The following is a 26,351-nucleotide window of genomic DNA, read 5'->3' on the forward strand; positions in this document are numbered from 1 at the left end:
ATAACGTCGCGACAGGATCGGAACGAAGATGAGTGCGGATCTTCCACTTGTGCGCCGGCTGGAAGCCATGGGTCTGCGCGCATGGCCGGCAAAGAACGTGCATTACGACGGCGCCTGGCAGCTGCGGCTGACAGCGGGTCACCCGTCCAAACGTCTCAACAGCCTGTCGGTGCTCGACCAGTCGGATATTTCCGATATCGAAATCCGGTTTGAAAAGGCGCGTCGCCATTACGAGGCCTTCGGACGGCCGCTTCTGGTGCGCGAAACGCCGCTGACGCCGCCGGCGCTCGTTGAATTCCTGATGTCCGAGGCGGCTGAGCCGTTTGACGCGAGTATCGTCATGACGCTCGATCTCTCCCGCTTCGAACCGGAGAATGGCGTCGAGCTTCTGCCGAGCCAGGATGTTGGCCGCTTCGTCGGCGCGGCGCTGAAGGTCAATCCGGTCGCGGAGCTCACACGGGCCGGCCTTGCCGAAGTCGTCACCGCGATCAAGCCCGCCCACGGCTTCTTCATCCGGGAAAATGAAGGCGGCGAACCTTTTGCGGCCGGCCTTTGCGTCCATGATTTCGACATGGCCGGCATCGAGGCCTTTGCCGTTGCGCCCGGCGCGCGGCGCAAGGGCCATGGCCGCGAACTGGCGACGGGCATGCTGCGCTGGGCAAGGGGAAGGGGCGCGCGCACCGCCTGGCTGCAGGTGACAGAGACCAACGCGGCGGCGCTTGCTCTTTACCAATCCCTCGGCTTTCACGAGGCCTACAGATATCGCTACTGGCGCGAAAAGGCGGAAAAATGAGCGAGATGAAACTGCTTCTGGTGGCCGCCTGCGCCCTGATCGACGCGGATGGACGCATCCTCCTGGCGCAACGCCCGGAAGGAAAGGCGCTGGCCGGGCTCTGGGAATTTCCCGGCGGCAAGGTGGAGAGCGGCGAAACGCCGGAAGCCTGCCTGATCCGCGAAATGGAAGAGGAACTGGGCATCACCACCAAGCCCGACTGCCTCGCCCCGCTGACCTTCGCCAGCCACACCTATGAGCGTTTCCACCTGCTGATGCCGCTCTTTATCTGCCGCCGCTATCAGGGCATTCCATCCGGCAGGGAAGGCCAGGCAATCAAGTGGGTGCGGGCGCGCGACCTGCGCGACTACCCGATGCCGCCGGCCGACGAACCGCTGATCCCGATCCTGCAGGATCTGCTGTAAACTAGCGCTTCAGCTTGAACTCCTCGGCGTTGAGCGCGTCGGCAAGACGCGCCTTCGCCGAACCGGGTTTCAGCGGCTTCTGCTGGCTTTCATGCGGCGCCCAGCCGGACACATAGATGATCGAAAACGTCGCGCGGATGCGCCCGTCGGTATCGCTGTAGCGCTCGGCGTAAAGCTCTGCCGCCCGCAGGAAGAAGGCCCGGCTGACAGGCTTTTTCGACCGGTCGGAGAGCGGATTGGCCATGCCCATGGCTCTCAGATCCGCCATCAGGTCGAACAGCGTATCGTAACGGACCGTGTAATTCTCCTGGTCCACGACGGGCAGCGCGAAGCCGGCCCGCTGCAGCAGGCCGCCGACATCGCGGACATCGGCAAAGGGAATGACCCTCGGGCTGACCCCGCCGAAGATCTCGGCCTCTGCCGCAAGCAGGCAATCGCGCAGCTCGACAAGCGTGCCCGACCCCGGAATGGCCGCCAGGAACAGCCCGTCGGGTTTCAGCGCCCGCCGCGCCTGGATGAAATAGCCGGGCGTATCATTGGTCAGATGCGCGGCAAGGGGAGAAAGCACCAGATTGAGCGACTGGTCCTCAAGCCCCGGCCATTCCAGCGGCGCGACCGCGACAGGCGCATCCTCAGAGGAGAAGGCCTCGTCGCTTTCCAGCCTCTCGAGCCTTCCGACCTTGCCGCTCGCCAGCGCGGCCCTTGCCACGGCACCTGTCATGCCGTGCAGTTCGACGGCGCGGTCGAAGGTGCGCTCGACGACGGCCAACCGGTCGGCGATCTCTTCGGCGACAAGCTCGAGCAGGAAATCCGCGCCGGGCTTGGCCGCCTGCCAGGCCTTCAGCCGGTTCTTCTCCACCCGTTGTGAATCGAAAACCTGTTCCATGCATGCGGCCTTTCTCAGTGACGCCTGCCCGCCAATTAGGGAGTCGCAAAGCATCCGTCAACGCGCTACCTTCAGGCCCATGGACGAGATCGAACCCTTCAGAGGCGAGACAATAGGGCAACGTTCCGCGGCATTGGCCCGCGGCGCGCTCTCGGCCTTCGGCAATCTCCTCTTCCCGCCGGTCTGTGCCGCCTGCGGCAGGACCACCGGGACGCATCGCGCGCTCTGCGTGGAATGCTGGAGCGATATCCGCTTCATCGAACGGCCCTATTGCGCGGTTCTCGGAACGCCGTTTTCCCATGATCTCGGCCCGGACATCCTGAGCGCCGCGGCAATCGCCAATCCGCCGGATTTCGACCGGCTGCGCTCCGCCGCCTACTACACGGGCTCCGTGCGCAATCTCGTCCACGCGCTCAAATACCGCGACAACACCCATCTTGCGGTGATGATGGCCGAATGGATGCGCCGCGCCGATGACGGCATGATTGCGCGCGCCGACGGCATCGCCGCCGTGCCGCTGCACAAGACCCGGCTGATGTCGCGCCGGTTCAACCAGTCGGCCGAACTGGCGCGCAATCTGGCGCGGCTTTCCGAAAAACCCTTCCTGCCCGGCCTCTTGCGGCGCACGCGGCGCACCAGCAGGCAGGTGGGGCTTAGCCGCACGGCGCGCGAGGACAATGTGCGCGGCGCCTTTGCGCTTTCGCCCGACAGCGAGGACAAGGTCTTCGGAAAGTCGATTCTTGTCATCGACGATGTCTATACGACCGGCGCGACCGTTTCGGCCGTCGCGCGCCTCCTGAGACGCAAGGGCGCGGCGGAGATCAACGTTTTGACCTTTGCACGCGTTCTCGATGAAACTATATGAAGGCCGGATGCCAGCAAAGAAAGGACCCCAGTTCATCATGGCGAATGTCGAGATCTACACACGGGAATTCTGCGGTTTCTGCGCCCGCGCGAAGAAGCTCCTCGCCGACAAGGGCGTCGACTTTACCGAATACAACGCCACCGAGACCCCGGAGGTCCGGGCGAAGATGATCGAGCGCGCCAAGGGCGGCTCGACCTTTCCGCAGATCTTCATCGATGACCGCCATATCGGCGGTTGCGACGATCTTTTCGCCCTGGAACGCGCGGGCAAGCTTGACCCGCTTCTCGCCTCCTGAGGAACCTCATATGACCCGTTTTACCGCCGCCGCCCTGCAGATGCGCTCCGGCACCGACCCCGAAAAGAACGCAGAGACGCTGGCGCGACTGGTTGAAGAGGCCGCCGCGAAGGGCGCTGACTATGTTCAGACGCCGGAAATGACCGGCGCGGTGCAGAAAAATCGCAAGGCGCTGATGGCGGTGCTGAGGGGCGAGGAGGACGATGTCATCGTCCGCACGGCGTCATCGCTCGCCGAAAGACACGGCGTCTACCTGCATATCGGCTCGACGGCGATTGCCGTCGGCGACGACATGGTCGCAAACCGCGCGCTCCTGGTTGCGCCCGACGGGACCGTCGCCGCGCGTTACGACAAGATCCACATGTTCGATGTCGACCTCGACAATGGCGAAAGCTGGCGCGAAAGCGCGGTCTACCGGCCCGGAGAGACCGCTCTTCTGGCGAACCTGCCCTTTGCCCGGCTCGGCATGGCAATCTGCTATGACGTCCGTTTTCCCGACCTTTTCCGCACCTATGCGCTTGCCGGCGCCGAGGTGCTGACGGCGCCGGCCGCCTTCACGAAGCAGACGGGCGAGGCGCACTGGCATGTGCTGCAACGCGCCCGCGCCATTGAAAACGGCGCCTTCATGATCTCGGCGGCACAGGCCGGCGTCCACGAGGACGGTCGCGAGACCTTCGGGCACTCGATCATCATCGATCCCTGGGGCCGCGTGCTTGCCGAGGCCGGCGATGTCGGAGAGGCGGTGATCACCGCCGAGATCGACACCGATCAGGTGGCCGAGGCGCGCGGCAAGGTCCCGAACCTGAAGAACATCCGCCCCTTCACGCTGGAAGAGCATCAGGCGATGCAAGCCAGTGCCGAAAAGGCCTGAGTGAGAGGCCGGCTCCGTGATCCATTATTCCCTTTCCTGCGACAATGGCCACGCCTTCGAGGGCTGGTTTTCCGGCAGCGATGATTTCGACCGCCAGGTCGAGAGCGGTTTTCTGGCCTGCCCGATCTGCAATTCGGCGAAGATTGCCAAGGATCTGATGGCGCCGCAGGTCTCGACCGCCCGCAGAAAGGACGAGCGCAAGGCGGCCCTTGTCGACAAGGCGCAACGCGAGGCCCTGGAGAAACTGAAACAGGCGGTGGCCGAAATCCGCGCCGGTTCCGAGGATGTCGGGGAGCGTTTTCCCGAAGAGGCGCGCAGGATCCATTACGGGGAGGCAAAGCAGCGCGGCATCATCGGCGAGGCAAAGCCCGACGAGGTGCGCGACCTGCTTGAAGAGGGCATCGAGATCATGCCGCTGCCCGTCCTGCCCGAAGACAAGAACTGAGCTTCCGGCGCAACGGATGGCGAAGGCGGTTGGTGGAGCCGAGCGGGATCGAACCGCCGACCTCTGCAGTGCGATTGCAGCGCTCTCCCAGCTGAGCTACGGCCCCTTTCACCAAAATCGCTGATACTCCAAACCGGCCTGACGGGCAAGCGGGAAGAGACCGAAAACGCGGACGGAGCCGGTCCGGAAGCGAGGACGCATTGCCGCAGGCAGGCGGCCCACCCAACTGCGGGATGCGCTCCCGCCGCGCATCCAGACGGCAGGACATTCCGGCAGGAGGAGAGAGAATCACCTTCGCGCGCGCGTTTTTTTTAGCATAACAATATGTTTTCATTTTCTTTTCTGGTTGCTTCTTTTGGCGCCGAAAGGTTGCCTGCCCACTCGATCCATGCCCGAAAAAGTTGCCGTTCGACAACACCTCTGTCCTATCGAGACCGAATCGTGCACGCACCCGCCGAGAATCTGTCGGCGGCAATTGTGTTTCAAACGGGTCAACGTATAGTCGTCTCTGCAATCGCCAATAAACGATTGAACACAATAACAACCGAGTGCGTCATGGCGTCCCTGCGTTCGTGTGATGATTATCAAGGGCTCTGGAGAGTACTGACCATGAAGACCAAATTTTTCCTCATCGGCTCCGCCTCGCTGCTTGCGGCTGCAACAGGCGCGACGGCCGCCGACCCCGTCGTGATGATCGAGCCGGTCACCGCCAATTACGTCGAAGCCTGTGACGCCTTCGGCAGCGGTTATTTCTATATTCCGGGTACGGAAACCTGCCTTGATATCGGCGGCTATGTCCGTTTCGAGACGAAGTTCGGCGGCATCCAGACCGGTTCGGCCGCCGACGGCGACTGGTATCCCTACGTCAAGACCAATCTGGCGATCACCGCCAAGTCCGATACCGAGCTCGGCACGCTGACGTCGAAATTCGTTCCCGAGCTCTATTTCTATTCCAACGGCACCGGCGACGACTTCACCATCGACGAAGCCTATATCGACATCGGCGATGCACTCGCACTGCGCGCCGGTTACATCAAGGGCTACTGGAACGAGGACCTGTGGGGCGAACTCGACAATATCGACAATGTCAGCCGCTACAACGCGATCCGCATCGCCTATAACGGCGCCGACCATTTCCAGGCCGCCCTCGAGATTGACGCGATGACGCCGGGCAATGTCGGCCTCAGCGACACCAACTACCCCAAGCTCGGCCTTGCCGCCCGCCTTGGCTACATCGTCTCCGACAGCAACTACTTCAAGTTCGACGCCGCCTGGGACACCTACAACGAGACCTATGCGCTGCGTCCCTGGGCCGGCTTCGGCATCGGGCCCGGCACGTTCGAAATCGCCGGCCTCTACGAGAGCGGCTTCATCGCCTATGGCCCCGACTTCACCGCGGCCAACTGGAACGACAGCCCGATCGCCGGCACCTATCTGAAATATGCGGTGGCCGCCAACTACTATTTCAACGTCACCGAGAACCTCATCCTCGCGCCGCAGACGCAGTATAACGTCGCCAGCAACGACAAGGTTTTCTGGGAAGCGGGCGCCACCGCAGACTGGGAGATCGTCGACGATTTCCATCTGCGCACCAACATCAACTATGCCTTCCTCGACGACAGCTGGAACCAGCAGAACTGGTTTGGCTGGGTTCGTCTCGAACGCGATTTCTGATCTCTTCGTCACGGAAAACGCATTTTCGTCTTGCTGATTCCGTCATTCCCGGCATTGTGCCGGGAATGCTTTTTTTTCAGCCTGTCGCTTGCGTGGATGCTTCCGCAGCGGAACGATTGCACCCGGCAGGCCCCGCCGCGGTGAACGCCCCGCGCAGAACGCCGCACAGTGAATGCCGTCCGACCCAGCGGGACTGACGCAAAGCGCGCCCTGCCCGGCCGCCGGCCATGTGAAGCGAGACCGCCATGCCCCCTGCACCCGGAACCAGGCAACCCCGCGCCCTCTATATCCTATTCATGACCGAGTTTTGGGAGCGGTTCGGCTATTATTCCATGGTCTCGATCTTCACGCTCTACCTCGTGAACGTGCTGAAGATGGACGATGCTCGGGCCTTTCTGATCTTCGGCGCCTATACCTCGTTCGCCTACCTGACCACGGTTGCCGGCGGCGTGGCGGCCGACCGGGTGCTCGGCTTCGGCCGGGCGATCATCACCGGGGCGATCATCGTCGGCTTCGGCTATCTGGCCCTCGGCTTCGGCAGCGAGAGGCTGATGTTCCTGGCGCTTGCGCTGATGGCCGTCGGCAACGGCCTTTTCAAGCCGAATGTTTCCGCCCTTCTCGGGCATTTCTACACCGATGACGACCCGCGTCGCGCGCCGGGCTTCACCATCTTCTATATGGGCATCAATATCGGCGCCTTCGCCGGCGCGCTTCTTGCCGGCATCATCGCCACAAAGTTCGGCTACACCATGGCCTTTGCGCTCGCCGGCCTCGGCAAGATGGCCTCGCTTGCCACCTATCTGGCGGGCAGGCGCTTTCTGGAAAAGCGCGACCGGCCGCCGGAGATTTCAGGCAGCGCCCGCTGGAACGCCATTGTCGGCCTTGCGATCCTGCTGGCGATCGGCCTGTCGGCCATCCTGCTTTCCCGACCGGAATGGGCCGGCTGGTTCGTCTTCGCGGTCGGTGTCGCGCTGGTGGTCTCCTATTTCGCCATCATGGCGAAGGAAGATCCCGAAAGCCGCCGCCGCATGCTGATCCTGCTGGTGCTGATCCTGTTCTCGATCCCCTTCTGGGCGATCTATCAGCAACAGGGCATTTCGGTCACGCTGTTCACCGATCGCGACGTCAACCGCAATGTCTTCGGCTGGATCGTGCCGGCAAGCGAGGGCACGGCGTTTTCGGCGCTGGCGCTGATCGTCCTCTCGCCTTTCGTCGCGCGTCTCTGGCTCTTTCTCGCCCGCAAGGGCTATGCCGTCAGCGACCTGGTGAAATACGCGCTCGGCCCGAGCTTCCTCGGCCTGTCCTTCTGGGTTCTCTCAGTAGGCATCGTCGAGACCGGGGATACGGTCAAGGCGAGCCTGATGTGGATCGTGCTGTTCTACATCGTCTTCGAGATCGGCGAGATCTGCCTGTCGCCGCTTGGCCTGGCGCTGACGACCAAGCTGGCACCGCGCCGGCTCGGCGGCTATGCCATGGGCGTGTGGTTCTATGCCACTGCCGCCGCCAATTTCGTCGCCGGCGTGATCGGCGACTACGCGGCCGTGCCCAAGGGTGCCGCACCCGCCGCGGAAGCCTCGATCTACGAGCACGGCTTCTTCGTCTACGGGCTGATGGCGATCGCCGCCGGCATCATTCTCCTGGTTCTGGCACCGTTCCTGAAGCGATTGATGCACAATCGAGATGATTCTGCACATTGATGGCCGTCATTTTTACGAAGACGCGAAGAGTGATTTTGAGCAATGGCTTCCGAAGCTTTCGAAAAACGCCATCTTTCTGTTTCACGATACCGAAGTCAGGGAGCGTGACTCCGGCGTATGGAAACTGTTTGACGAGCGAAGCCAGAAATATCCGTCGTTCAATTTCCATCGTCAGCATGGGTTGGGGGTGCTGGTCCTGGTCGGCCTGCTGCCCCGGCAATCCAATGCGCCCGTTCGACAGGCCGGATCGCTTTGAACGAATGACCTCTCACCAACGTCCATTCACCGCCGCGCGCTGTCCGGCACGCGACGGCGAACGCATTCCGGCCGTCAGGCCGGTTCTGACCACTCGGTCTCGAGATCGACGGTGAGACGCTGGCGGATATCGCCGGCATTGGCGGCGACAAGAAGCGTATAGCGACCCGCCGGCGCCACCCATCGCTGGCGTTCGACATCGAAATAGGCAAGATCGCGCGGCACGATGCCGAGGCTGGCCGTTCCGTGCTCGCCCGGCGTGAGGGCGAGGCGGGCGAAGGCGCGTAGTTCCTTTTTCGGGCGGGCGACGGGCACGTCGTCCACCATCGCCTCCGGCTGCACGTAGAGTTGCACGACCTCGACGCCATCCGCCGCCCCCGAATTGACGATTGGTACGGTGACGATGACCCCGGCATCCGTCATGATCGCGGTGTCCGCCGTGGCGTCGCCCCAGTCAAACCGGGTGTATCCGAGGCCGAAACCGAAGGGGAAGAGCGGCGGCACATCGCGGCTGTCGTGATGGCGATAGCCGACGAATACGCCTTCACCGTAGCGCACATGCCCGTCCTTGCCGGGATAGGTGAGCGCATCGTCGCTCCAGGCCGAATTGTCCTTCATGCGGCGTGGGAAGGTCTGCGGCAGCCGGCCGCCGGGATAGGCCGCGCCGCTCAGCACATCGGCAATCGCATTGCCGACCTCCTGTCCCGGATACCAGAACTGAACGACTGATTTCACCTTCTCGAGCCAGGGCATCTCCACCGGACCGCCGGTCTGCAGCACCACAACCGTGTTCGGATTGACGGCGGCCACAGCCTCGATCAGCGCATTCTGCCGGCCGGGCAATGTCATGTCCGGCAGATCGTGCCCCTCGCTGTCCCATTCCTCCTGGCGGCCGACGAACAGCACCGCCACATCCTGCTCCGCCGCAAGCCTGACGGCATCATCGATGTCCTGCTCGCCCATGGTCTTTTCAATCCCGAACCGGAGCGCGCGAACGGTGATGCCGTTCTCGGCCGAATCCGGGGAACAATAGTCGATGACCAACTGATAGGTGGTTCCGGCTTGAAGCTCGATTTCGACCTGTCGCTCGTCATTGGCCGCACCGAAAAAGTTCTGTCCGTGCGACCAGTCGCTCTCGCCGTCGATCAGCAGTTCGCCGTCAAGATAGGCGCGCGCGAGACCGGCATTGGTCATGCCGGCGCGGTAGGTCCCGTTTTCCTCCGGGGTGAAAGTCGCGACGACCTGCACGGAAAAATCGTTCTGGTCCAGTTCCGGGACCGGAAGATCGAACCAGAAGCAGTTGAGCGCCTCCTCGGTTGCGATATGAACGGGCTTGCCTTCAAGCCGGCGGCCGTGATGGAACCGAAGCTCGACATCGCCCTGCAGGACCTGCGTCAGCCTGTTGTTGGTGCAGCCCTTGGCATGGGAAACGCGATTGTCGCCGAAGGAGGCCTTCAGCCCCGCGACCGGCGTCACCCGATAGGGCGCGTTGATCTGCGCCGAACCGCCCCCCATCAACCGCGCCACGCCGGCATTGGGGCCAAGCGCGGCAATCGATACGTTCTTTTCGAGCGGCAGCAGATTGCCTTCATTCTTCAAAAGAACCGCGCCCTCCGCGCCGAGACGACGGATCAGCGCACGGGTCTCCGGCGCATCACGCGAGGTTTCCGCCTCGGGACCGGCGCTGTCGAACGCGCCGACGCGCGCGAACAGGACGAGCAGGCGGCGCGTTGCGGCACGGATCGTCTCGGGATCGACCTCCCCGGCCTTTACGGCGTCAAGAAGCCTGGCGCCGCGGTGGCGCGTCGGCCCGGGCATTTCGAGATCGTGTCCGGCATTGACCGAGGCCGCGACCGAATTCGTGCCGAACCAGTCCGACATGAAGATGCCGTCATAACCGAACTCACCGCGCATCACCTCCTGCAGCGCCCATTTGTGGCCGTCCATATGGATGCCGTTGAGCCGGTTATATCCGGTCATCACCGCCCAGACGCCTGCCTTCTTGACCGCTGCCTCGAACGGCGGCAGGTAGATCTCCCGCAGCGTCCGTTCATCGACATCGGATGAAACCGTCTGCCGGTCGATTTCGGAATCATTGGCGACGAAATGCTTGATCGTCGCGCCAACGCCATTGTCCTGCAGGCCCTTGACATAGGCAACGGCCAACATGGACGTCAGCAGCGGGTCTTCCGAATAGCACTCGAAATTGCGACCGTTCAGACCCGAGCGGTGCATGTTGACCGTCGGCGCCAGCAGCACCCGCGCGCCTTTCGAACGCGCCTCGGCGGCCAGCGCCGCCCCCATTTCATAGGCCGCATCGCTGTTCCAGCTCGCGCCAAGCGCGATGGCGCAGGGGAAGGCGGCCGCCGGCGTGCCGTTGGTCAGGCCGCCCGCGCCGCGCGCGCCATTGGGGCCATCGGAAACCTTCACGGCCGGGATGCCGAGGCGCGGCACCGGAACGGTGGTCCAGAAATCCGCGCCCGCCATCAGCGACACCTGTTCCTCCAGGGTCAGCTCCTCCAGAAGGTGGTCAATATTGACGGCCGCGCCGCCCGTCTGATCATTGTTCATCAAAACCTCATTTCATCGCCGGCATGGACGTCCGACAGCCACGCACGCGGCGCAGCGCCAATCACTGTGGCCACACGAAAGCACAAAAAGCTACTAAACACTAGGTTTTAAGTTTCACCCCCTTTCATGTATCCTGAAAAACCAATGGAGATGACAGGACATGCCGGACGACACCCCGACAAAACGCGAACCGCGAAAGGCAGGCGCCGGTGCGCGGGGGCCTTATGGGAAAGGCCAGCGGCGGCGCGCCGAAATCGTCGAGGCGGCAGTCCGCGTGTTCAGCCAATCGGGCTATCAGAATGCGGCCATTGCCACCGTCGCCGCAGAGGTGGGGCTTACGCTTCCCGGCCTGCTGCATTATTTTCCAAGCAAGACCGCGCTGCTGCTGGCGGTCCTGGAAGAGCGGGACGCGGTCACCGCCGTTATGTTGCCGAAGAAGGGCGCCGATTGGCGCACATTCCTCGGTTCCCTGGTGGATATCGTTCGGTATAACGAGACGATCCCGGGCGTGATCCGCGCCTTCGCGCTTCTCTCGGTGGAAAGCCTCTCGGCCGATCATCCGGCTGCGGACTGGTTCGCGGCGCGCTCGGCAAGGACGCACGCCATGATCGCCGGGGCCCTCAGATCGGGCCAGGCTGACGGCACACTCGATCCGGCATCCGATGCCGACAACCTCGCTTTCGAGATCATCGCCATGATGGACGGTTTGCAGGAGCAATGGCTGCGCTCGGGCGAAACGCTCGACATGGCCGGCATCTTCGGGAACTACATCAATCGCCTTGCCGGGCAATACGGCCGGGATCACGATCGCTTGGTTTGGACAGGGTGAAGGCACCGGGTTCGCCGAAGACCCGGACACAGGACGGCGCCACAATCCGCGCCTTCCGGAAGGCCTGTGTCGCGGGAAACGGCATCAGTATGTCGGGACGCCTCGAGCCTCGCCTGCTCCGGTGCCGGCCGTGCGCGGCGGCGATGCGGAGCGCAGCGTGTTCATGCCTATCGTTCGCAGAGTTCAATCAGGATTCCGTCGGGATCGCGGCAGAACGCAACCTTGTCGACGATGTCGCGGTTGTAAGCCTCGCGCGGAGCCTCGACCAGTTCGACGCCGGCCTCCTCCAGCCTGCGGTATAGCGTGTCGATATCATCGAAGCAGAACGTCAGATGACGCAGCCCCGCCCGACCGGCGGCGACGTCTTCGGCCTGCAGCGCTCCGGTCGCCGGGCCCATGATCTCGAGCATCCCGTTGCCCGCATCAAGGAAACAGAATTCGAAACCGGAATCATCCTGCCCCCTGCGGCGCACCGTCAGCTTCAGCCCGAGCAGATCCACATAGAAATTCAGGCTCTTATCGATATTGCTGACAGTCATGCCTACGTGTTCAAAACCCTTCAGCATCTCCGATCTCCATCTCAATCGTCCGCGGATTCGGACGAGAACCGGCCCAGTTCGTCCGCGCGCAACAATTCGTCAGTCACGTTGTTTATATGGCGCGTCATGGCGTGACGCGCGGCTTCCCCATTACGCATTTTCAACGCAGCAACGATGGCATAGTGATCGCCGATCCACAACGCACGCACCTTCGGGGCATGGATGTGCCGGTGAACGCGCTGCCACATGCGCGAGGCGTCGCGCTGGTCCCACAAGGCCTGGATCATCGACAGGATGATGGCGTTGCCGGTCATGTTCGCGATCGTCAGATGAAACTCCCGGTCTCCCTTTTCATTCAGGAAAACCTCATCGGTTTCCAGCTGCATGCGCTCGATGCATTCCTCGAGCTCCATGATGTCATAGCGTGTGGCCCGTTCGGCGGCGAGCGCGGCGGCGCTCGATTCCAGCGCCAGCCGCGCCTCCAGCAATTCGAAAGGGCCCGGTCCGATGTCGGTGTTGATGGCATCGAAGCTGAGAGGGTTGACATGCGCCGGCAGCACGATGATGCCGGCACGGCCACGCACCTCCACGATGCCGCGCATCTCCAGCGCGATCACCGCCTCGCGCACCACCGTGCGGCTTACCTCCAACTGCTCGGCGAGCTCGCGTTCGGAGGGCAGCCGCCAGTCTTCCCTGCCCTGATTTTCCTCGATCATCCGGGCGATGCGCCGTGCCACAACCTGGTAAAGCCGCTTGGCCGCAAGCAGGCGCACCTTCCGCCCGCCCGCGCCTTCGCCCTGTGCGGCTCCGGCCGATCCCGCGTCAATCGGGCTGGTTGTGTTGGCACTGCGCACGCGTCTGCTATTCCTTCCCCGCCTCCGGCAGCCATGACCGATAAAGCGGATGGTCCTCGGTAATCGGCAATGGCGTCGGCCTGCCGGTACGATCTGAATAGTACGCCGCCGTGACCAAGGCCAGCGAATTCCGCGCATCCGCAAGTGTCACCGGCGGCGCGCGGCCTTCCACAAGCGCGGCATGGAACAGCTCGAACTGGCGCGTGTAGCCATCCTCCGTGACCGCGACCTCGGCGAGCGCGGCGTCGATGCGCGCCTGATGCGCGGCATCGCCGGCGATGAACCGCCACGGATCACGCCCCATCGTATAGGGTTCGCGAATGCTTTCGGCGGTCAGGTTTTCAAAACAGAAGCGCAACCGCGAAATCTCCTCGCGTGAGCCGAGCGTCATCGACAGGCTTGCCAGCGAACCGTTCTCCATCTTCACGGCCAGCGCCATCGTGTCCTCAACCTCGATCTTGTTGACCAGCGTCGCTCCATAGGCGAAAACCTCGGCGCAGGGGCCGTGGACATAATTGAGCATGTCGTGGGCGTGGATGGCATGGCCGAGCAAACCGCCGCCCAGTTCCGTTGCCCACTTCCCGCGCCATTCCACCGCAAAATAGGGCGGAGGACGCCACCAATGGGTCTCGATCGTGGTCATGAACGGCCGGCCGGCCAGCCCTTTCGCGATCAGGTGTTTCAGCTTCTGCAATCCCGTGCCGTAGCGATACTGAAAGATCGGCATGATGACCCTGCCGGATGCCGCCGCAATCTTCTCCATGGCGTCGACATCGGCGAGCGAACCGAACAGCGGCTTCTCGCAGATGACGTGCTTGCCCGCTTCAAGCGCCCTTCGAGACAGCTCGAAATGGCTGTGCGGCGGCGTGCAGACGTCGATGATGTCGATATCCTCGCGGGCAAACAGCGAATCGGTGTCCTGCGTGTATTCGGGCACGCCGAATTCCTCGCAAAGCGCCCGGCCGCGCGCTTCGTCGAGCGAGCAGATCACCTTGACCTCGAAGCGCTCGGCATTCCACCTGTAGCCCGTCATGTGACGGGCGGCGATACCGGCGCCGATGACGGCAACGCGGAACTTTCTGGTCATGCTTTCTCCTCCCGGTTCCGCTCAGCGCGCGGTGATGTTGTGGGCTTTTTCCTGAGCCTCGAGCGACAGGCGGCAGACCTCGAAAACATGGGCCTGGCTCATGGCGGTTTCGGTCCGCTCGCGCACATCGGTGACGAACTGGTCGAAATAGTCGAGTTTCTCCCCGGAACAGTCGATATATTCGGTATGGGTCCGGTCAACGAGGAACAGGTGGTCCTTGCCGTCGCGGCCGCAGATATCGACATATTTTCGCAGCTCGATATAGCCGTCCGTGCCGAGAATGGTGAGACGGCCGTCGCCCCAGGTCGGCAGGCCGTCCGGAGTGAACCAGTCGACGCGGATATAGCCGGCGGCATGATCGCTGCGCAGCAGAACCTCGCCGAAATCCTGAAAGGCGGGATGGTCTCCCGTGGCGAAATTGCCGATGCTGGCGGCAGCGACTTCGGCCGTCTCCGAGCCGGTGTAAAACAGGAACTGATCGATCTGGTGCGAGGCGATGTCGATGATGATGCCGCCAAACCGGTCAAGCTCAAAAAACCAGTCCGGCCGCTGGCCCGCCGACTTGCGGTGCGGCCCCATGCCGATGGTCTGCACCACCTTGCCGATCGCTCCCGCAGTAACCAGTTTTCCGGCCTTGACGGCGGAGGGAACACAGAGCCGCTCGGAGAAACAGACCGAGAAGATCCGGCCGGTCTTTCCGACCGTCTCGCGCACCGCCGCGAGTTGCGCGCCAGTGGTCATACCAGGCTTGTCGACCATGACATCCTTGCCGGCTTCCATCGCCCGGATCGCGAGACCGGCGCGATCTGCGGGAACAGCGGCGATGCAGATGACGTCAATACTGTCGTCGCCAAAAATCGTCTCCCGGTCGACGACGGGCGCATCGGGATAGGTTCGACGGAATGCGTCAACCAGTTCTGGAACCGAGGTTTTTTCGCAATATCCTGCGAATTCGGCCCCTGCCGCCAGCAATCCGTTGACGTGATCGAAAATATGTCCGTGGTCGATGCCCACGACAGCAAACCTCAACATTTACCTGGTTCTCCTTGGTTTCGGCAAAGCACGACACCCGGCTGAAGTTCGAAGTCGCATCTCAATCTCGCCGATTTGGACAGACCAAACAAAAATAATCTCGCTCTGTCAAGCCGCTCTCTTGTGAAGACAAGCGCTTCATAGCCCACTTTTACGGCGTTTTATGGGGATCGTCGTAGCTGTTGACTTTTTGGTCAGGCCAATCAATAGTTCCGTGGTTGGACCAATGCGTCTGACTGGAGAAGATGCCTGGCGGAGGGCTGGCATCGTCCAACGGGAGGATCAAAATGAAACTTTCAGCGTTCGCTTACCCGGCGGCGGCAGGCGTCTTTTTGGCCTGCGCCGCTGCCGCCTCGGCGCAGAATGGCGCCGCCACGATCTTCTGTGACGACACCGGCTTCGGCTGCATCACCATGCAGCCCGTGGTCGACCGTTACAACGAGGAGCATCCCGACCTGCCGGTCAAACTGGAAACCGTGAGCTATCAGGCCATCCTGGAGAGCCTGCCTGTCCAGCTCGAATCCGGCGAAGGGCCGGATGGCGCGATCATCACCGACCTCGGGGGCTTGAGCCGCTTCTATCTCGACATCACCCCTTATGTCGACGCGGCGCAGTTCGAGAAGGACTATGGCCAGACCCTTTCATGGCTGCGCGGCAGCGACCCCGACGGCGCCGCGATTTTCGGCATGCCGACCTCGCTGACGGTCAATGGCGCCTATGTCAACAAGACACTGTTCGAGCAGGCCAGCGTTCCCTTGCCGGAGGAAGGCGCAACCTGGGATGACTGGGCGGTTGCCACGACAAAGGTAGCCGAGGCCACCAACACGGATTTTCCGATGGAGATGGACAGGTCGGGCCACCGCTTCGCCAGCTTCGCCATCAGCCAGGGTGCCGAACTTGTCGATGACGAGGGTCGGCCCGTCGTCGATGACGGCCTGCGCAACGCGATCGAGAAATTCAAGGCGTGGCACGAGACCGGCGTGATGCCGATGGATCTCTGGGGGGCCGTTGGCGGCGCGACCCATCGCGAGCTCTTCGCCGACTTCCTCAATGCCAATGTCGTCTTCTATTTCGGCGGCTCATGGAACCTCGGCAAGATGGACGCCGAAGTCGGCGACCTGTTCGACTGGGAGGTCGCACCCGCGCCTTGCGGCCCGTCCTCCTGCACAGTGATGCCGGGCGGCGGCGCGCTGGTGGCGTTCAAACACACCGAACACCCGGAAGCCATGGGCGCCTTCATCAACTATCTGTCACAGCCCGAAAACCTCACCGAGGTGATCGCCGCCTCGGTCGAGATCCCGGCCTCCCGCTCGGTCGGCGATGCCGGCGTTGAATATCCGGGCGCTTCGGAGCGCACCCAGGAGGCGCTCGCCACCTTCAGCGCCCAGGTGCCGAAAATGGCCGACGCCGCCTACCGTTTTCAGGGCTGGCGCTACCAGCGCGCAATGATGAACTCGCTGACCACCCGCATCAGCCAGGTGCTCAACGACGAGCTGACGGTTGACGAGGCGCTGGCCCGTATCGAGACGGACGTCAACCTGGCGATCGATGCCGCCCGGGGCAACCAGTAACCGGGCGACCTTCAGGCGGCAGCAGACAGGAAGGCGCCCGGCCTTAAGGGCGCCTCCACCACCGAAGGCGGATGGAGAGACGGATGACAGCAAGCATGCAAGCCGGCCGGATGCTGGCCAATGTCGCGGCCTTGCCCGCCCGGCTGATCGAGCCGGCTATGAGCGGGGTTCAAAAGACAATCGGCATCAAGCGGATGCCGTGGATTTTCCTGATCCCCAACCTGACGGCGGTGCTGCTGTTCGCGCTCCTTCCGGTCTTCATCAATATCTTCTATTCGGTCACCGGCAGCGACAGGCTCTACCCTGTGGATCGGCCCTTCATCGGCATGGCCAATTACGAGACCCTGCTCGATTGCCGGAACTATCTCCAGCCATCGACATGCTCGCGCGACCTGTTCTGGCGCGCCCTCGGCAACAGCCTCGTATTCGTGCCGACGCAGGTGGTGCTGATGATCGGCATTTCCCTGCTGACCGCCATCTGCCTCAACCGGGAGATCAGGGGACGCGGCTTCTTCCGGGGCGTGTTCTTCTTCCCCGTCATGCTGTCGCCGGTCGTTGTTGCGCTGACCTGGCAATGGATCCTGCAGCGCAACGGCGCGCTCAACGGGCTTCTGGAATCCGTGGGCCTCGGCGGCGTCAACTGGCTGGTTCACGCAGACACCGCCTTTGCCTGGGCCGTCGCGGTAACGATCTGGGCCCATATGGGGTTCTACACCATCATTCTTCTCGCAGGCCTGCAGGCGATCCCGCGCGATGTCTACGAGGCCGCGAAAATGGACTCGGCCAGCCACTGGCGGGTGTTCCGGCGCATCACCCTGCCGCTTCTCCTGCCGGTGCTTCTGGTGGTCTTCGTCCTGTGCGTGATCCGCTCTGTGCAGACATTCGACGAACTCTACGTGCTGACCGGCGGCGGCCCCGGCTCGGCCACCATGCTGATGGTCCAGTATATCTACGAGGTCGGCTTTGCCGCCCAGCCGCGCAATTTCGGCCTTGCCGCAGCCGCCTCTCTGCTGCTCGGCCTCGTGCTGCTGCTGTTCACGGCACTGCAACTCAAATTCTCCAGGAGCGCACGTGATGGCTGACCTCGACGACATCCGCATCGCCCGGAACCGGCCGTCGCCAGGTATTCTGGGAACCATCTTCGGCAAACGCGGCGGCAGGAAGGCGGACTGGACCGACTACGTCACCTATGGCTACCTGCTGCTTGGCCTGGTCATCATGTTCGCGCCGGTGCTGTGGCTGGTGATCTCCTCGTTCAAGACGCCGGCCAATCTGCAGGATTTCCCGCCAACGCTGCTGCCGGTGACGACGGAAACGGTCTCCGTCGAAGGCTTCGACGAACCGCTGCCGCTCTACGACGTCAGGACCGAGGACGGCGAGACCATCCGGCTCGCCCAGATCCGGCGCGTCGGGCTCAACGCCCAGATGATCGATCCGGCCGATCCGGCGGCGGGGCGGCTCGTGATCAAGGTCGCCAATGCCGAGCCGGTGCGCAAGGTCCGTTTCACGATCGACAACTATGTCAATCTTCTGACCACGGCGGGCGCAGACATCTGGCGCTATGTCTACAATTCGCTGTTCATCACGGTCGTCGCCACGGTGATCACGCTGGTGATGAATTCGATGGCGGCCTTCGCGCTGTCGAAATACCGCTTCCGCGGCTCCACGGCGGCCCTGACGGCAATTCTGGCGACGCTGATGATACCGGCCACCGTGGTTCTGGTGCCGGTCTATCTGATCGTTGCCGAGCTCGGCCTTGTCGGCAGTCTTTGGGGCGTGATCCTGCCCACCGTCGCCACCCCCACCGGCGTGTTCCTGCTGCGTCAGTATATGCTCACCATTCCCGACGAACTGCTGGAGGCGGCGCGCATGGACCATGCCAGCGAATGGCGGATTTTCTGGCGCATCATCCTGCCGCTGTCCTCGCCGGCGCTGGCGGTGGTCGCGATCTTCTCGATCCTGTCGCGCTGGAACGACTTCCTGCTGCCGCTGATCGTGCTGAACAACCGGGAATCCTTCACGCTGCAGCTGGCCCTCGCTTCGTTCCAGACGGAATTCGAGATCCGTTACGACCTGCTTCTGGCGATGACGACGCTGACCGCCCTGCCGCTCGCCTTCGCCTTCATCTTCCTGCAGCGCTACATCACCAGCGGCATCGCTTCCACAGGCATAAAATAGGTTCGACATTCATGGCAAAACTGACCCTCGAGAACCTCAACAAGTGTTTCGGCGTTGTCGAAGTCATCCCCGATGTCAACCTGACGATCGACGACGGTGAGTTTGTCGTTTTCGTCGGGCCGTCCGGCTGCGGCAAATCGACATTGCTCCGCATGATCGCCGGGCTGGAGGATGTCACAGGCGGCGATATCCGGATCGACGGCGAAAGCATCGCGCATGTGCCGGCGGCCGACCGCGGCGTGGCGATGGTGTTCCAGTCCTATGCGCTCTACCCGCACATGACGGTGCGTGAAAATCTGAGCTTCGGGCTGGAAAACATCCGCATGCCGAAGGATGAGATCAACCGCCGCGTTGCCATGGCCGCCGGGATGCTGCAGATCGACGCGCTGCTCGACCGCCGGCCCAAGCAGCTTTCCGGCGGCCAGCGCCAGCGCGTGGCCATCGGCAGGGCGATCACCCGCGATCCGAAGATATTCCTGTTCGACGAACCGCTCTCCAATCTCGACGCCGAACTGCGCGTTCATATGCGCCTGGAGATCACCAAACTGCATGAGCGGCTCGGCAACACCATGATCTATGTGACCCACGACCAGATCGAGGCAATGACCATGGCCGACAAGATCGTGGTATTGAGACGCGGCGTTATCGAACAGGTCGGCGCGCCGCTGGAGCTTTACAACAATCCGCGCAACACCTTCGTCGCCGGTTTCATCGGATCGCCGAGGATGAACTTCGTCGAGGGCACGCTCGGCGTGGCGGCCGACGGCGCGCTGGTCTTCAACGCCGCGCAATTGCCGCCGCTGAAACTGTCCGACCATGCCGCCAAGTCTGCGACCGGACAGAAGGTAACGCTCGGCATCAGGCCCGAACACCTCGTCACGGTCGATGCCCATGATCTGACCTGGCCGGTGACCGTCTCCGTCTCCGAGCAGCACGGAGCCAACAGCTACCTGCACTGCACGCTGCCGGACGGCGCGCCGGTTCTGATCCATGAGCCGGGACAAAGCGCGCTATCGCGCGGCGATGTCGTCCATGTGCGTCCGAGGGAAGAGCACTGGCATCTCTTCGAGGCCGATGGCCGGAGGATCGATCCGGATTAGCGCGTCCAGGAGAAGCGGACACGCTAGGCACTCTTCCAGGCTGAAAGCGTTGAACAAGCCAATCGAATTGGGTCGGTCAAGCTGAACAGCAGAAGAAGGCGCATCACGGCTTCTTCCAAACCCTCATTGCTTCTTCTCGCCCACCCGTGCGATCATCAGAGGATCATAGCGCGGGGCTTTGATCCGGCGGCGATCCGGTTCCGCTTGCGAAAGCGGTTCAGCCGGTCGCGTTCGACCTGCCGCCTCGAAGGCAAGCTGGCGATAGATATCCGTGCCGCCCGTCTTCCAGGCGATTTCCTCATCCGTCAGAGGACGGATCACGCGCGCCGGATTGCCATGGGCGAGCATGCCTTCGGGCACGACAAAGCCCTGCCTGACAAGGGCCATCGCCCCGATGATGGCATTCTTCCCGATCACCGCCTCGTCCATGACAACGGCATTCATGCCGACCATGGCATTCTCGCCGACGCGGCAGCCATGCAGCACCGCGCCGTGACCGATATGGCCGAAACGCTCGACGACGACATCGCGATCGGGAAAGGAATGGCAGACGCAGGTCTCCTGGATGTTGGAGCCCTCATGCATCTCGATCCGCCCGAAATCCCCGCGCAGCACCGCGCCCGCCCCAACGAAGCATTGCGGGCCGATGATGACATCGCCGATCAGCACCGCATCCGGGTGGACATAGGCGCCCTGATCGACAACCGGCACGATATCGTCATAGGCGTAGACAGCCATGGCTCAGCCCGCCATTCCTGCGAGCGTTTCGGCAGCAAGCGGCCAGGTCTTTGCAACCATGGTCAAGACGTCATATTGCGCGACGACCTCGTCCTTCTGGTTGGTGACGCGGCAGTCCCAGCGCACCTCGCCATGGCCGGCATTCTCGCGCGGATTGATCGCCTTGCAGGTCAGTCGAACTTTAAGCGTATCGCCGAAATAGACCGGAGTCAGGAAACGCAGATTGTCGACGCCGTAATTGGCAAGAACCGGGCCCGGATCGGGATCGACGAACAGGCCGGCCGCGAACGAGGCGATCAGATAGCCATGGGCCACCCGGTCCTCGAAGAAGGGATTGGCCTTCGCCGCATCGCTGTCCATGTGGGCGTAGAAAGTGTCGCCGGTGAACGCGGCAAAATGCTCGACATCCTCGCGCGTTATCGTGCGGGTCTCGGTCACGATCTGATCGCCGATCTTCAGCTCTTCCAGCGACTTGCGGAAGGGATGTTTGCCGCTCCGGCTTTCCGCGCCATCGACCCATTCGCCGGTGATCGCCGTCAGCATGTCGGGCGTGCCCTGCACGGCGGTGCGCTGCATGAAGTGCTTCACCCCGCGCATGCCGCCCATTTCCTCGCCGCCACCGGCGCGGCCCGGGCCGCCATGGACGAGCGGCGCGAGCGGCGAGCCATGACCGGTGGAACTCTTCGCCGAGCCGCGATTGCCGATCATGACGCGGCCGTGATGGGCGGCAAGGCCGGTGACAATCTCGGCGGCTATCGCGCCGTCATTGGTAAACAGCGAGGAGACCAGCGAGCCCTTGCCGCGCTCGGCAAGCGCCACCGCTTCTTCGGCCTCATCATAGGCCATGACGGTCGCGACCGGCCCGAAGGCTTCAACATCGTGCACGGCCTTTGCCTCGAACGGATTGGCACAGCGGAGAAGCACAGGGCTCATGAAAGCGCCCTTTTCCGCATCGCCCGAAACCAGCGTCACTTTTTCGGGGTCGCCATGGACGATTTCGCCATCTCCGAGAAGGGCCGCGATCTTCTCGCGCACGCCGTCACGATCCGACAGCGAGACCAGCGCGCCCATGCGGGCATTCTCATCGTCCGGCAGGCCGATCGCCGTCCTGGCAAGCCGCGCGGACAGCGCCTCGACCACCGCCTGCTCATGAGCGCGCGGCACGATGATACGGCGGATGGCGGTGCATTTCTGCCCGGCCTTGGACGTCATCTCATTGGCCGCCTCGCGGATGAAGAGATCGAATTCCGGCGTGCCCGGTCCGGCATCGGCCCCGAGGATCGCGGCGTTCAGACTGTCGGCCTCCATGTTGAAGCGCACGGCGTTTTCGACGATCGCCTTTCCGGTCTTCAGCTTGCGACCCGTCGTCGCCGATCCGGTGAAGGTGACGACGTCCTGGCCGGTGACATGATCCAGCATGTCGCCCGCGCCGCCGCAGACAAGCTGCAGCGCGCCATCCGGCAGAAGCCCGGTCTCGATGATGGCGCGGGTGACAAGCTCGGTCAGATAGGCCGTCTGCGAGGCAGGCTTGACGAGGCACGGCATGCCGGCAATCAGCGCCGGCGCGATCTTCTCCAGCATGCCCCATACGGGGAAGTTGAACGCGTTGATGTGGATCGCGACGCCCTTCATCGGCGTCAGGATATGGCGGCCGGCAAAGCTGCCATCCTTCGACAACGGCTCGACATCGCCCTCGCTCAACACTTTCGCGTTCGGCAGTTCGCGCCTTGCCTTGGAGGCGAAGGTCAAAAGCGTGCCGATGCCGCCCTCGATATCCACCCAGCCATCGCGCCGCGTGGCGCCGGTCCAGGTGTTCTCGACGTAGAATTCCTGCCTGCGCTCCATCAGCGCCGTGCCGATCGCCTTCAGCATCAGCGCGCGCTCGTGGATGGTCATCGCCCGCAGCGCGCTTCCGCCCTTTTCGCGGCCATAGGCAAGCGCATCGGCGAAGTTAAGTCCGTCCGAGCCGATGAGCGCAATGGTTTTTCCGGTAGCGGCATGGGCAAGCGGTTTTCCCGCCCCCGAGCCCGTCTGCCAGGCGCCGAGCACATAGCTCTCAAGGCGGCGTGCGGCCGTCTCAGTCATGGGGATATCCTTCCTCGTCGGTCCTGCCGTCCGTCTGACCGGCGACAGGACCTCAAATGTTGAGAGATGCGACAATCAGGCCGCAACCGGCGTCTTCAGCCCGCAGTCTTCGAGCACGCTTTCGGCATCCGCCCGCCAGCGGTTCCTCAGCGCCTCGTTTTCACTATGGCGCAGACCGAAGCGCGAAAGCCGGGCGAAGCGTTCGGAGACTGCCGGACCGAAGGTTTCGGCAACGCGGGGATGCCAATAGGCAACGGCCGCCTCTGCTGCGCTGCGGCCTTCTTCGGTGGCGACAAGCTTGCGCAATCCCTCGAGTCCAAGCTCCATATGCCGCTTCTCGCGCGGCAGGACAGAGCGGATCACCTCGGCATAGGGCGTGTAGGAGGCGTGGGTCATTTCCTCGAGCTGGATGACGGTGGCAAGCCCCATCAGCACGTTCATCACCACCGCGTCCGTCCAGTCCTCGAAGGGATAGTGGAAGACGGAAAGCCGCATGTCGCCGCCCATTCGGCGTGGGTCGACCACGGCATCGCGGGAAAGCCGCGCCGCCCAGCTATGCGCGCGATTGTAAAGCGCCGTATCGGTTCCGAAATCGCCCATCAGGGTGAGAACGCGCTCGGCATGGTCGGCCTTTTCCAGCACGATCCGGCTTGCGGCGATGCGTTCGGCAATACCGGGCGCCCAGTTGATGGCGGCGGCAAAACCGGCCGAACCGGCAAGCTCGCTGTCGACGAAGGAGGACATCATCCGCATCAGTTCCGCGCGGTAGAGCGGTGGGGCGTTATCGGGCGAGGAAAGCTTGCCGCCTTCGGCCAGATAATCGGCAATCGACATGTCACTCGTCATAGCTGATCACCACCTTTTCCGAGAGCGGCAGGCACTGGCAGGAGAGCACGTAGCCGGCCCGCACCTCATAATCTTCCAGCGCGTGATTGCTGATCATCTCGACTTCGCCCTCGACCACCTTCGCCCGGCAGGTCGAGCAGATGCCGCCCTTGCAGGAATAGGGCGCGTCGATATCGTGGGCGAGCGCGGCGTCGAGCACCGCCGTGCCATCACGCTGCATGGTAAAGGAGCGCGTGGTGCCGTCGAGCGTAAGGTGAATTTCCACGCTCTCGCCGGCGGTCGCTAGAGTTTTGGAAACCACTTTCTGCTTCGCGCGACCGGGCTGGGAGGAGGCGAACAGTTCGAACTTGATTTGCTCGTCCTTCATGCCGTGCTTTTTCAGCGATGCCGCGATGGTCAGCATCATCGGCTCCGGCCCGCAGATGAAGGCGGTGTCGACGGCGGGAAGATCGATCCACAAATTGAAGAAGGCTTCGAGTTTTTCCGCATCAATACGGCCGGTGAAGAGGTCGATCTCCTGGCTGTCGCTCTCCAGAACATGGATGACGGAAAGCCGGCCGAGATAGGTGTTCTTCAGGTCTTCCAGCTCCTCGCGGAACATGATCGACTTGATCTGACGGTTGGCATAGACCAGCGTGAAGCGCGATTGCGGCTCGCGCGCCAACACCGTCTTGACGATGGAGAGCAGCGGCGTGATGCCGGAACCACCGGCAAAGCCGAGATAGTCCTTGCTCACATTGGCATCGAGCGGGGTGAAGAACTTGCCCATGGGCGGCATCGCCTCGATGACGTCGCCCGGCTTTAATTGCTCATTCGCGAAGGTGGAAAAGGCGCCGCCCTCCACGCGCTTGACGCCGACCTTGAGGCAGCCCTCGTCGAGACCCGCGCAGATCGAGTAGGACCGGCGCACCTCCTCGCCGTCAAAGAGGCGACGGAAGGTCAGATACTGACCCTGGGTAAAGCCGAAGGCGCCCGCATCCTCGTCGCGGGGCTTCAGCGTGAGCACCACCGCATCGCTCGTTTCGCGGCGGACATCAGTCACTTCCAGCGGATGAAACCGTGCCATCTGATCACTCCTCCTCAGATACACTTGAAATAATCGAACGGCTCCAGACAATCCTTGCAGCGATAGGACGCCTTGCAGGGGGTCGAGCCGAACTGGGAAACGCGTTCCGTATTGCCCGAGCCGCAGCGCGGACAGGCAATGACGAGATTTGAGCGGCCGGAAAGCCTCGCCGCGCGGGCGACAAGCCGGCCATCGGCGGCCGTGCCGTCGATCGGCGGCGCGATGCCGTATTCGCGCAGCTTTTCCCGCGCTTCCGCCGACAGGAGATCTGTGGTCCAGGGCGGGGAAAGCTGCTGCTCGATCCGGAAGTTTTCGACGCCCTTCTCCAGAAGCTTGGCCTCGATCTCCAGATTGATCAGCGACACGGCCGGGCAGCCGGAATAGGTGGGCGTGACGGTGACGACCAGTGTGTCGCCGTCATGGCCGACCTTGCGCACGATGCCGAGCTCGGTGATCGAGATCACCGGGATTTCGGGATCGGGCACTTCGGAAAGCCAGGCCATCACCTCTTCCGGCGAGGGCAGGACGGCGGTTGCAGCGCTCACCATTCCGCTCCCGGATAGGCGCGCTGCAGGAATTGCAGCTCGGCCAGGATGAAGCCCAGATGCTCCGTATGCCGCCCGGTTCTGCCGCCGGTATGGGCATAGCCGTCCTCCGGCTTCTTCAGCGTCGCTTCGGAGAAGACGGAAGCGAGCGTGCGGTCCCATTCGGCCTTGAGCGCATCAGGCGCCGGCGCAATGCCGGCCTCCGCCACCTGCCGGTCAACGTCATCGGTGATGAACATCTCGCCGGTATAGGGCCAGAGATAGTCGAGCGCGTCCTGCATGCGCCGGTGGCTTTCCTCGGTGCCATCGCCAAGGCGGATCACCAGATCGGCGGAACGCTCGAAATGATAGGCCGCTTCCTTGACTGCCTTGGCCGCAATCTCGGCCACGCGCGGGCTTTTCGATCCTGTCAGCTGCTTCAGCAGGGCAAAATGCCAGGCATCGAACAGGAACTGGCGCATCACGGTGACGCCCATGTCGCCCTTCGGCAGTTCGGCGATCAACAGGTTGCGGAACTGCGCGGCATCGCGCAGGTAAGCGAGATTGTCGGCGCTGCGGCCCTCGCCTTCCACCTCTCCGGCAAGCCCCAGCCACATCTGCGTGTGGCCGATGAGATCGAGCGCGGTATTGGCAAAGGCGATGTCTTCCTCAAGCACGGGCGCATGGCCGCACCATTCGGAAACCCGGTGACCCAGCACCAGCGTCGAATCGCCAAGGCGACAGAGCCATTCGAAGAAGGCCGGGCTGAGAGCCTCGTCGCCGACAAAAGGGTCGGGCGTCGTCGACACCGGCATCGGCGTGACATTGCCCGTATGCTGAGCGGTCGCCGTCATCACATATGCCCCACTTCTTCCGGGATGTCGAAGAAGGTCGGATGACGATAGGCCTTGCTTTCGGCGGGGTCGAAGAGCGGCCCCTTTTCCGACGGCGAGGATGCAGTGATATCATTCGACTTTACCACCCAGATCGACACGCCTTCCTTGCGGCGGGTGTAGACGTCGCGGGCGTGGCGGATCGCCATTTCCGCATCGGGCGCGTGCAGGCTGCCGACATGGCGGTGGTTCAGACCGTGCTGACCCCGGATGAAGACTTCGTAGAGCGGCCATTCCTTGGACATGTTTTCCT

At 62.9% G+C, this 26,351-nt stretch carries 27 protein-coding genes and 1 tRNA gene; 14 read left to right on the forward strand and 14 right to left on the reverse strand.

The window, feature by feature from the left end:
• Positions 1–28: 28 nt before the first annotated feature.
• Entirely contained in the window at positions 29–793 is a 765-nt protein-coding gene (locus tag AZF01_RS18750) for an N-acetyltransferase (protein WP_024707733.1), read from the forward strand.
• On the forward strand, positions 790–1,197 hold the full coding sequence (mutT, locus tag AZF01_RS18755; protein ID WP_024707732.1) for an 8-oxo-dGTP diphosphatase MutT: 408 nt from the start codon (positions 790–792) through the stop codon (positions 1,195–1,197). Before AZF01_RS18750 ends, mutT begins: the two co-directional genes overlap by 4 nt.
• 1 nt (position 1,198) lies before the next feature.
• Here mutT and AZF01_RS18760 read toward each other — a convergent pair whose 3' ends face one another.
• On the reverse strand, positions 1,199–2,083 hold the full coding sequence (locus AZF01_RS18760) for an SAM-dependent methyltransferase (protein WP_024707731.1): 885 nt from the start codon (positions 2,081–2,083) through the stop codon (positions 1,199–1,201).
• Between the two features lie 79 nt (positions 2,084–2,162).
• Between AZF01_RS18760 and AZF01_RS18765 the strand changes: the two genes are divergently transcribed.
• Genes AZF01_RS18765 through AZF01_RS18780 form a run of 4 tightly spaced genes read left to right on the forward strand, consistent with a single transcriptional unit; the run spans position 2,163 to position 4,559 of the window.
• Positions 2,163–2,948, forward strand: a complete 786-nt coding sequence (locus tag AZF01_RS18765) for a ComF family protein (protein WP_081725752.1) — start codon at positions 2,163–2,165, stop codon at positions 2,946–2,948.
• A gap of 37 nt (positions 2,949–2,985) precedes the next feature.
• Positions 2,986–3,243 carry a glutaredoxin 3 gene (gene grxC / locus AZF01_RS18770; protein WP_061449895.1) on the forward strand — a complete coding sequence of 86 codons (258 nt, stop codon included), beginning with the start codon at positions 2,986–2,988 and terminating at the stop codon, positions 3,241–3,243.
• Between the two features lie 10 nt (positions 3,244–3,253).
• Positions 3,254–4,114 (forward strand): carbon-nitrogen hydrolase family protein, encoded by an 861-nt coding sequence (locus tag AZF01_RS18775; RefSeq protein ID WP_061449819.1) that lies wholly within the window; start codon positions 3,254–3,256, stop codon positions 4,112–4,114.
• Between the two features lie 16 nt (positions 4,115–4,130).
• Positions 4,131–4,559, forward strand: a complete 429-nt coding sequence (locus AZF01_RS18780) for a DUF1178 family protein (RefSeq protein ID WP_024709817.1) — start codon at positions 4,131–4,133, stop codon at positions 4,557–4,559.
• Between the two features lie 30 nt (positions 4,560–4,589).
• On the opposite strand, the gene AZF01_RS18785 is transcribed toward AZF01_RS18780, so the two are convergent.
• A tRNA-Ala gene (locus AZF01_RS18785) sits at positions 4,590–4,665 on the reverse strand.
• Positions 4,666–5,168: 503 nt separating this feature from the next.
• On the opposite strand from AZF01_RS18785, the gene AZF01_RS18790 reads away from it, so the two are divergent.
• From AZF01_RS18790 to AZF01_RS18800, 3 genes are all read left to right on the forward strand, one after another.
• Positions 5,169–6,233 (forward strand): porin, encoded by a 1,065-nt coding sequence (locus AZF01_RS18790; protein ID WP_024709816.1) that lies wholly within the window; start codon positions 5,169–5,171, stop codon positions 6,231–6,233.
• A gap of 245 nt (positions 6,234–6,478) precedes the next feature.
• On the forward strand, positions 6,479–7,930 hold the full coding sequence (locus AZF01_RS18795; protein WP_081725880.1) for a peptide MFS transporter: 1,452 nt from the start codon (positions 6,479–6,481) through the stop codon (positions 7,928–7,930).
• Positions 7,914–8,186: a class I SAM-dependent methyltransferase gene (locus tag AZF01_RS18800; RefSeq protein WP_024709814.1), complete on the forward strand. Its 273-nt coding sequence runs from the start codon at positions 7,914–7,916 to the stop codon at positions 8,184–8,186. The genes AZF01_RS18795 and AZF01_RS18800 overlap by 17 nt, the downstream gene beginning before the upstream one ends.
• A 74-nt stretch (positions 8,187–8,260) precedes the next feature.
• Here the strand turns inward: AZF01_RS18800 and AZF01_RS18805 are convergent, their stop codons facing one another.
• Positions 8,261–10,756, reverse strand: a complete 2,496-nt coding sequence (locus AZF01_RS18805) for a glycoside hydrolase family 3 protein (RefSeq protein ID WP_051424160.1) — start codon at positions 10,754–10,756, stop codon at positions 8,261–8,263.
• Between the two features lie 160 nt (positions 10,757–10,916).
• On the opposite strand from AZF01_RS18805, the gene AZF01_RS18810 reads away from it, so the two are divergent.
• Positions 10,917–11,585 carry a TetR/AcrR family transcriptional regulator gene (locus AZF01_RS18810; RefSeq protein ID WP_024709812.1) on the forward strand — a complete coding sequence of 223 codons (669 nt, stop codon included), beginning with the start codon at positions 10,917–10,919 and terminating at the stop codon, positions 11,583–11,585.
• 167 nt (positions 11,586–11,752) lie between these two features.
• Here the strand turns inward: AZF01_RS18810 and AZF01_RS18815 are convergent, their stop codons facing one another.
• The 4 genes from AZF01_RS18815 to AZF01_RS18830 form a co-directional block, all read right to left on the reverse strand.
• A complete protein-coding gene (locus AZF01_RS18815) occupies positions 11,753–12,151 on the reverse strand; it encodes a VOC family protein (protein ID WP_024709811.1) in 399 nt (132 codons plus the stop codon).
• Positions 12,152–12,165: 14 nt separating this feature from the next.
• On the reverse strand, positions 12,166–12,897 hold the full coding sequence (locus tag AZF01_RS18820) for an FCD domain-containing protein (protein WP_024709810.1): 732 nt from the start codon (positions 12,895–12,897) through the stop codon (positions 12,166–12,168).
• A gap of 88 nt (positions 12,898–12,985) precedes the next feature.
• On the reverse strand, positions 12,986–14,065 hold the full coding sequence (locus AZF01_RS18825; protein WP_024709809.1) for a Gfo/Idh/MocA family protein: 1,080 nt from the start codon (positions 14,063–14,065) through the stop codon (positions 12,986–12,988).
• Between the two features lie 21 nt (positions 14,066–14,086).
• Positions 14,087–15,097: a Gfo/Idh/MocA family protein gene (locus tag AZF01_RS18830; protein WP_024709808.1), complete on the reverse strand. Its 1,011-nt coding sequence runs from the start codon at positions 15,095–15,097 to the stop codon at positions 14,087–14,089.
• A 287-nt stretch (positions 15,098–15,384) separates the two neighbouring features.
• Here AZF01_RS18830 and AZF01_RS18835 point away from each other — a divergent pair, with 287 nt between their 5' ends.
• From AZF01_RS18835 to AZF01_RS18850, 4 genes are all read left to right on the forward strand, one after another.
• Positions 15,385–16,668: an ABC transporter substrate-binding protein gene (locus AZF01_RS18835; RefSeq protein WP_024709807.1), complete on the forward strand. Its 1,284-nt coding sequence runs from the start codon at positions 15,385–15,387 to the stop codon at positions 16,666–16,668.
• Positions 16,669–16,751: 83 nt separating this feature from the next.
• A complete protein-coding gene (locus AZF01_RS18840) occupies positions 16,752–17,750 on the forward strand; it encodes a carbohydrate ABC transporter permease (RefSeq protein WP_245308949.1) in 999 nt (332 codons plus the stop codon).
• A complete protein-coding gene (locus tag AZF01_RS18845) occupies positions 17,743–18,846 on the forward strand; it encodes a carbohydrate ABC transporter permease (protein ID WP_024708720.1) in 1,104 nt (367 codons plus the stop codon). The genes AZF01_RS18840 and AZF01_RS18845 overlap by 8 nt, the downstream gene beginning before the upstream one ends.
• An 11-nt stretch (positions 18,847–18,857) precedes the next feature.
• On the forward strand, positions 18,858–19,946 hold the full coding sequence (locus tag AZF01_RS18850) for an ABC transporter ATP-binding protein (protein WP_024708719.1): 1,089 nt from the start codon (positions 18,858–18,860) through the stop codon (positions 19,944–19,946).
• A 123-nt stretch (positions 19,947–20,069) separates the two neighbouring features.
• On the opposite strand, the gene AZF01_RS18855 is transcribed toward AZF01_RS18850, so the two are convergent.
• The 7 genes from AZF01_RS18855 to paaB form a co-directional block, all read right to left on the reverse strand.
• Positions 20,070–20,684, reverse strand: a complete 615-nt coding sequence (locus AZF01_RS18855) for a transferase hexapeptide repeat family protein (protein ID WP_024708718.1) — start codon at positions 20,682–20,684, stop codon at positions 20,070–20,072.
• A 3-nt stretch (positions 20,685–20,687) separates the two neighbouring features.
• The gene (paaZ, locus tag AZF01_RS18860) at positions 20,688–22,769 is read right to left on the reverse strand and encodes a phenylacetic acid degradation bifunctional protein PaaZ (RefSeq protein WP_024708717.1); all 2,082 of its coding nucleotides are present in this window, start codon (positions 22,767–22,769) and stop codon (positions 20,688–20,690) included.
• Between the two features lie 75 nt (positions 22,770–22,844).
• A complete protein-coding gene (locus AZF01_RS18865; RefSeq protein WP_024708716.1) occupies positions 22,845–23,615 on the reverse strand; it encodes a Phenylacetic acid catabolic protein in 771 nt (256 codons plus the stop codon).
• Positions 23,605–24,681 carry a 1,2-phenylacetyl-CoA epoxidase subunit PaaE gene (gene paaE / locus AZF01_RS18870; protein WP_024708715.1) on the reverse strand — a complete coding sequence of 359 codons (1,077 nt, stop codon included), beginning with the start codon at positions 24,679–24,681 and terminating at the stop codon, positions 23,605–23,607. Before paaE ends, AZF01_RS18865 begins: the two co-directional genes overlap by 11 nt.
• 14 nt (positions 24,682–24,695) lie before the next feature.
• Positions 24,696–25,184, reverse strand: coding sequence for a 1,2-phenylacetyl-CoA epoxidase subunit PaaD (gene paaD / locus AZF01_RS18875; RefSeq protein WP_244435576.1), 489 nt, complete (start codon positions 25,182–25,184; stop codon positions 24,696–24,698).
• Positions 25,185–25,222: 38 nt separating this feature from the next.
• Positions 25,223–26,020 (reverse strand): 1,2-phenylacetyl-CoA epoxidase subunit PaaC, encoded by a 798-nt coding sequence (gene paaC / locus AZF01_RS18880; RefSeq protein ID WP_036237445.1) that lies wholly within the window; start codon positions 26,018–26,020, stop codon positions 25,223–25,225.
• 38 nt (positions 26,021–26,058) lie between these two features.
• Entirely contained in the window at positions 26,059–26,343 is a 285-nt protein-coding gene (paaB, locus tag AZF01_RS18885; RefSeq protein WP_024708712.1) for a 1,2-phenylacetyl-CoA epoxidase subunit PaaB, read from the reverse strand.
• Positions 26,344–26,351 lie beyond the last annotated feature (8 nt).

This window comes from Martelella sp. AD-3 (genome assembly GCF_001578105.1).
Taxonomy (GTDB): Bacteria; Pseudomonadota; Alphaproteobacteria; order Rhizobiales; family Rhizobiaceae; genus Martelella.

Bases quoted from the DNA above. Each gene is read 5' to 3' on its own strand.
- paaC (WP_036237445.1), bottom strand. From the start codon at position 26,020: ATGCCGGTGTCGACGACGCCCGACCCTTTTGTCGGCGACGAGGCTCTC.
- AZF01_RS18835 (WP_024709807.1), top strand. From the start codon at position 15,385: ATGAAACTTTCAGCGTTCGCTTACCCGGCGGCGGCAGGCGTCTTTTTG.
- paaE (WP_024708715.1), bottom strand. From the start codon at position 24,681: ATGGCACGGTTTCATCCGCTGGAAGTGACTGATGTCCGCCGCGAAACG.
- AZF01_RS18810 (WP_024709812.1), top strand. From the start codon at position 10,917: ATGCCGGACGACACCCCGACAAAACGCGAACCGCGAAAGGCAGGCGCC.
- paaD (WP_244435576.1), bottom strand. From the start codon at position 25,184: ATGGCCTGGCTTTCCGAAGTGCCCGATCCCGAAATCCCGGTGATCTCG.
- AZF01_RS18855 (WP_024708718.1), bottom strand. From the start codon at position 20,684: ATGGCTGTCTACGCCTATGACGATATCGTGCCGGTTGTCGATCAGGGC.
- AZF01_RS18815 (WP_024709811.1), bottom strand. From the start codon at position 12,151: ATGCTGAAGGGTTTTGAACACGTAGGCATGACTGTCAGCAATATCGAT.
- AZF01_RS18765 (WP_081725752.1), top strand. From the start codon at position 2,163: ATGGACGAGATCGAACCCTTCAGAGGCGAGACAATAGGGCAACGTTCC.
- AZF01_RS18795 (WP_081725880.1), top strand. From the start codon at position 6,479: ATGCCCCCTGCACCCGGAACCAGGCAACCCCGCGCCCTCTATATCCTA.
- paaB (WP_024708712.1), bottom strand. From the start codon at position 26,343: ATGTCCAAGGAATGGCCGCTCTACGAAGTCTTCATCCGGGGTCAGCAC.
- paaZ (WP_024708717.1), bottom strand. From the start codon at position 22,769: ATGACTGAGACGGCCGCACGCCGCCTTGAGAGCTATGTGCTCGGCGCC.
- AZF01_RS18805 (WP_051424160.1), bottom strand. From the start codon at position 10,756: ATGAACAATGATCAGACGGGCGGCGCGGCCGTCAATATTGACCACCTT.
- AZF01_RS18850 (WP_024708719.1), top strand. From the start codon at position 18,858: ATGGCAAAACTGACCCTCGAGAACCTCAACAAGTGTTTCGGCGTTGTC.
- AZF01_RS18775 (WP_061449819.1), top strand. From the start codon at position 3,254: ATGACCCGTTTTACCGCCGCCGCCCTGCAGATGCGCTCCGGCACCGAC.
- AZF01_RS18840 (WP_245308949.1), top strand. From the start codon at position 16,752: ATGACAGCAAGCATGCAAGCCGGCCGGATGCTGGCCAATGTCGCGGCC.
- AZF01_RS18865 (WP_024708716.1), bottom strand. From the start codon at position 23,615: ATGACGAGTGACATGTCGATTGCCGATTATCTGGCCGAAGGCGGCAAG.
- mutT (WP_024707732.1), top strand. From the start codon at position 790: ATGAGCGAGATGAAACTGCTTCTGGTGGCCGCCTGCGCCCTGATCGAC.
- grxC (WP_061449895.1), top strand. From the start codon at position 2,986: ATGGCGAATGTCGAGATCTACACACGGGAATTCTGCGGTTTCTGCGCC.
- AZF01_RS18750 (WP_024707733.1), top strand. From the start codon at position 29: ATGAGTGCGGATCTTCCACTTGTGCGCCGGCTGGAAGCCATGGGTCTG.
- AZF01_RS18760 (WP_024707731.1), bottom strand. From the start codon at position 2,083: ATGGAACAGGTTTTCGATTCACAACGGGTGGAGAAGAACCGGCTGAAG.
- AZF01_RS18830 (WP_024709808.1), bottom strand. From the start codon at position 15,097: ATGTTGAGGTTTGCTGTCGTGGGCATCGACCACGGACATATTTTCGAT.
- AZF01_RS18825 (WP_024709809.1), bottom strand. From the start codon at position 14,065: ATGACCAGAAAGTTCCGCGTTGCCGTCATCGGCGCCGGTATCGCCGCC.
- AZF01_RS18790 (WP_024709816.1), top strand. From the start codon at position 5,169: ATGAAGACCAAATTTTTCCTCATCGGCTCCGCCTCGCTGCTTGCGGCT.
- AZF01_RS18845 (WP_024708720.1), top strand. From the start codon at position 17,743: ATGGCTGACCTCGACGACATCCGCATCGCCCGGAACCGGCCGTCGCCA.
- AZF01_RS18800 (WP_024709814.1), top strand. From the start codon at position 7,914: ATGATTCTGCACATTGATGGCCGTCATTTTTACGAAGACGCGAAGAGT.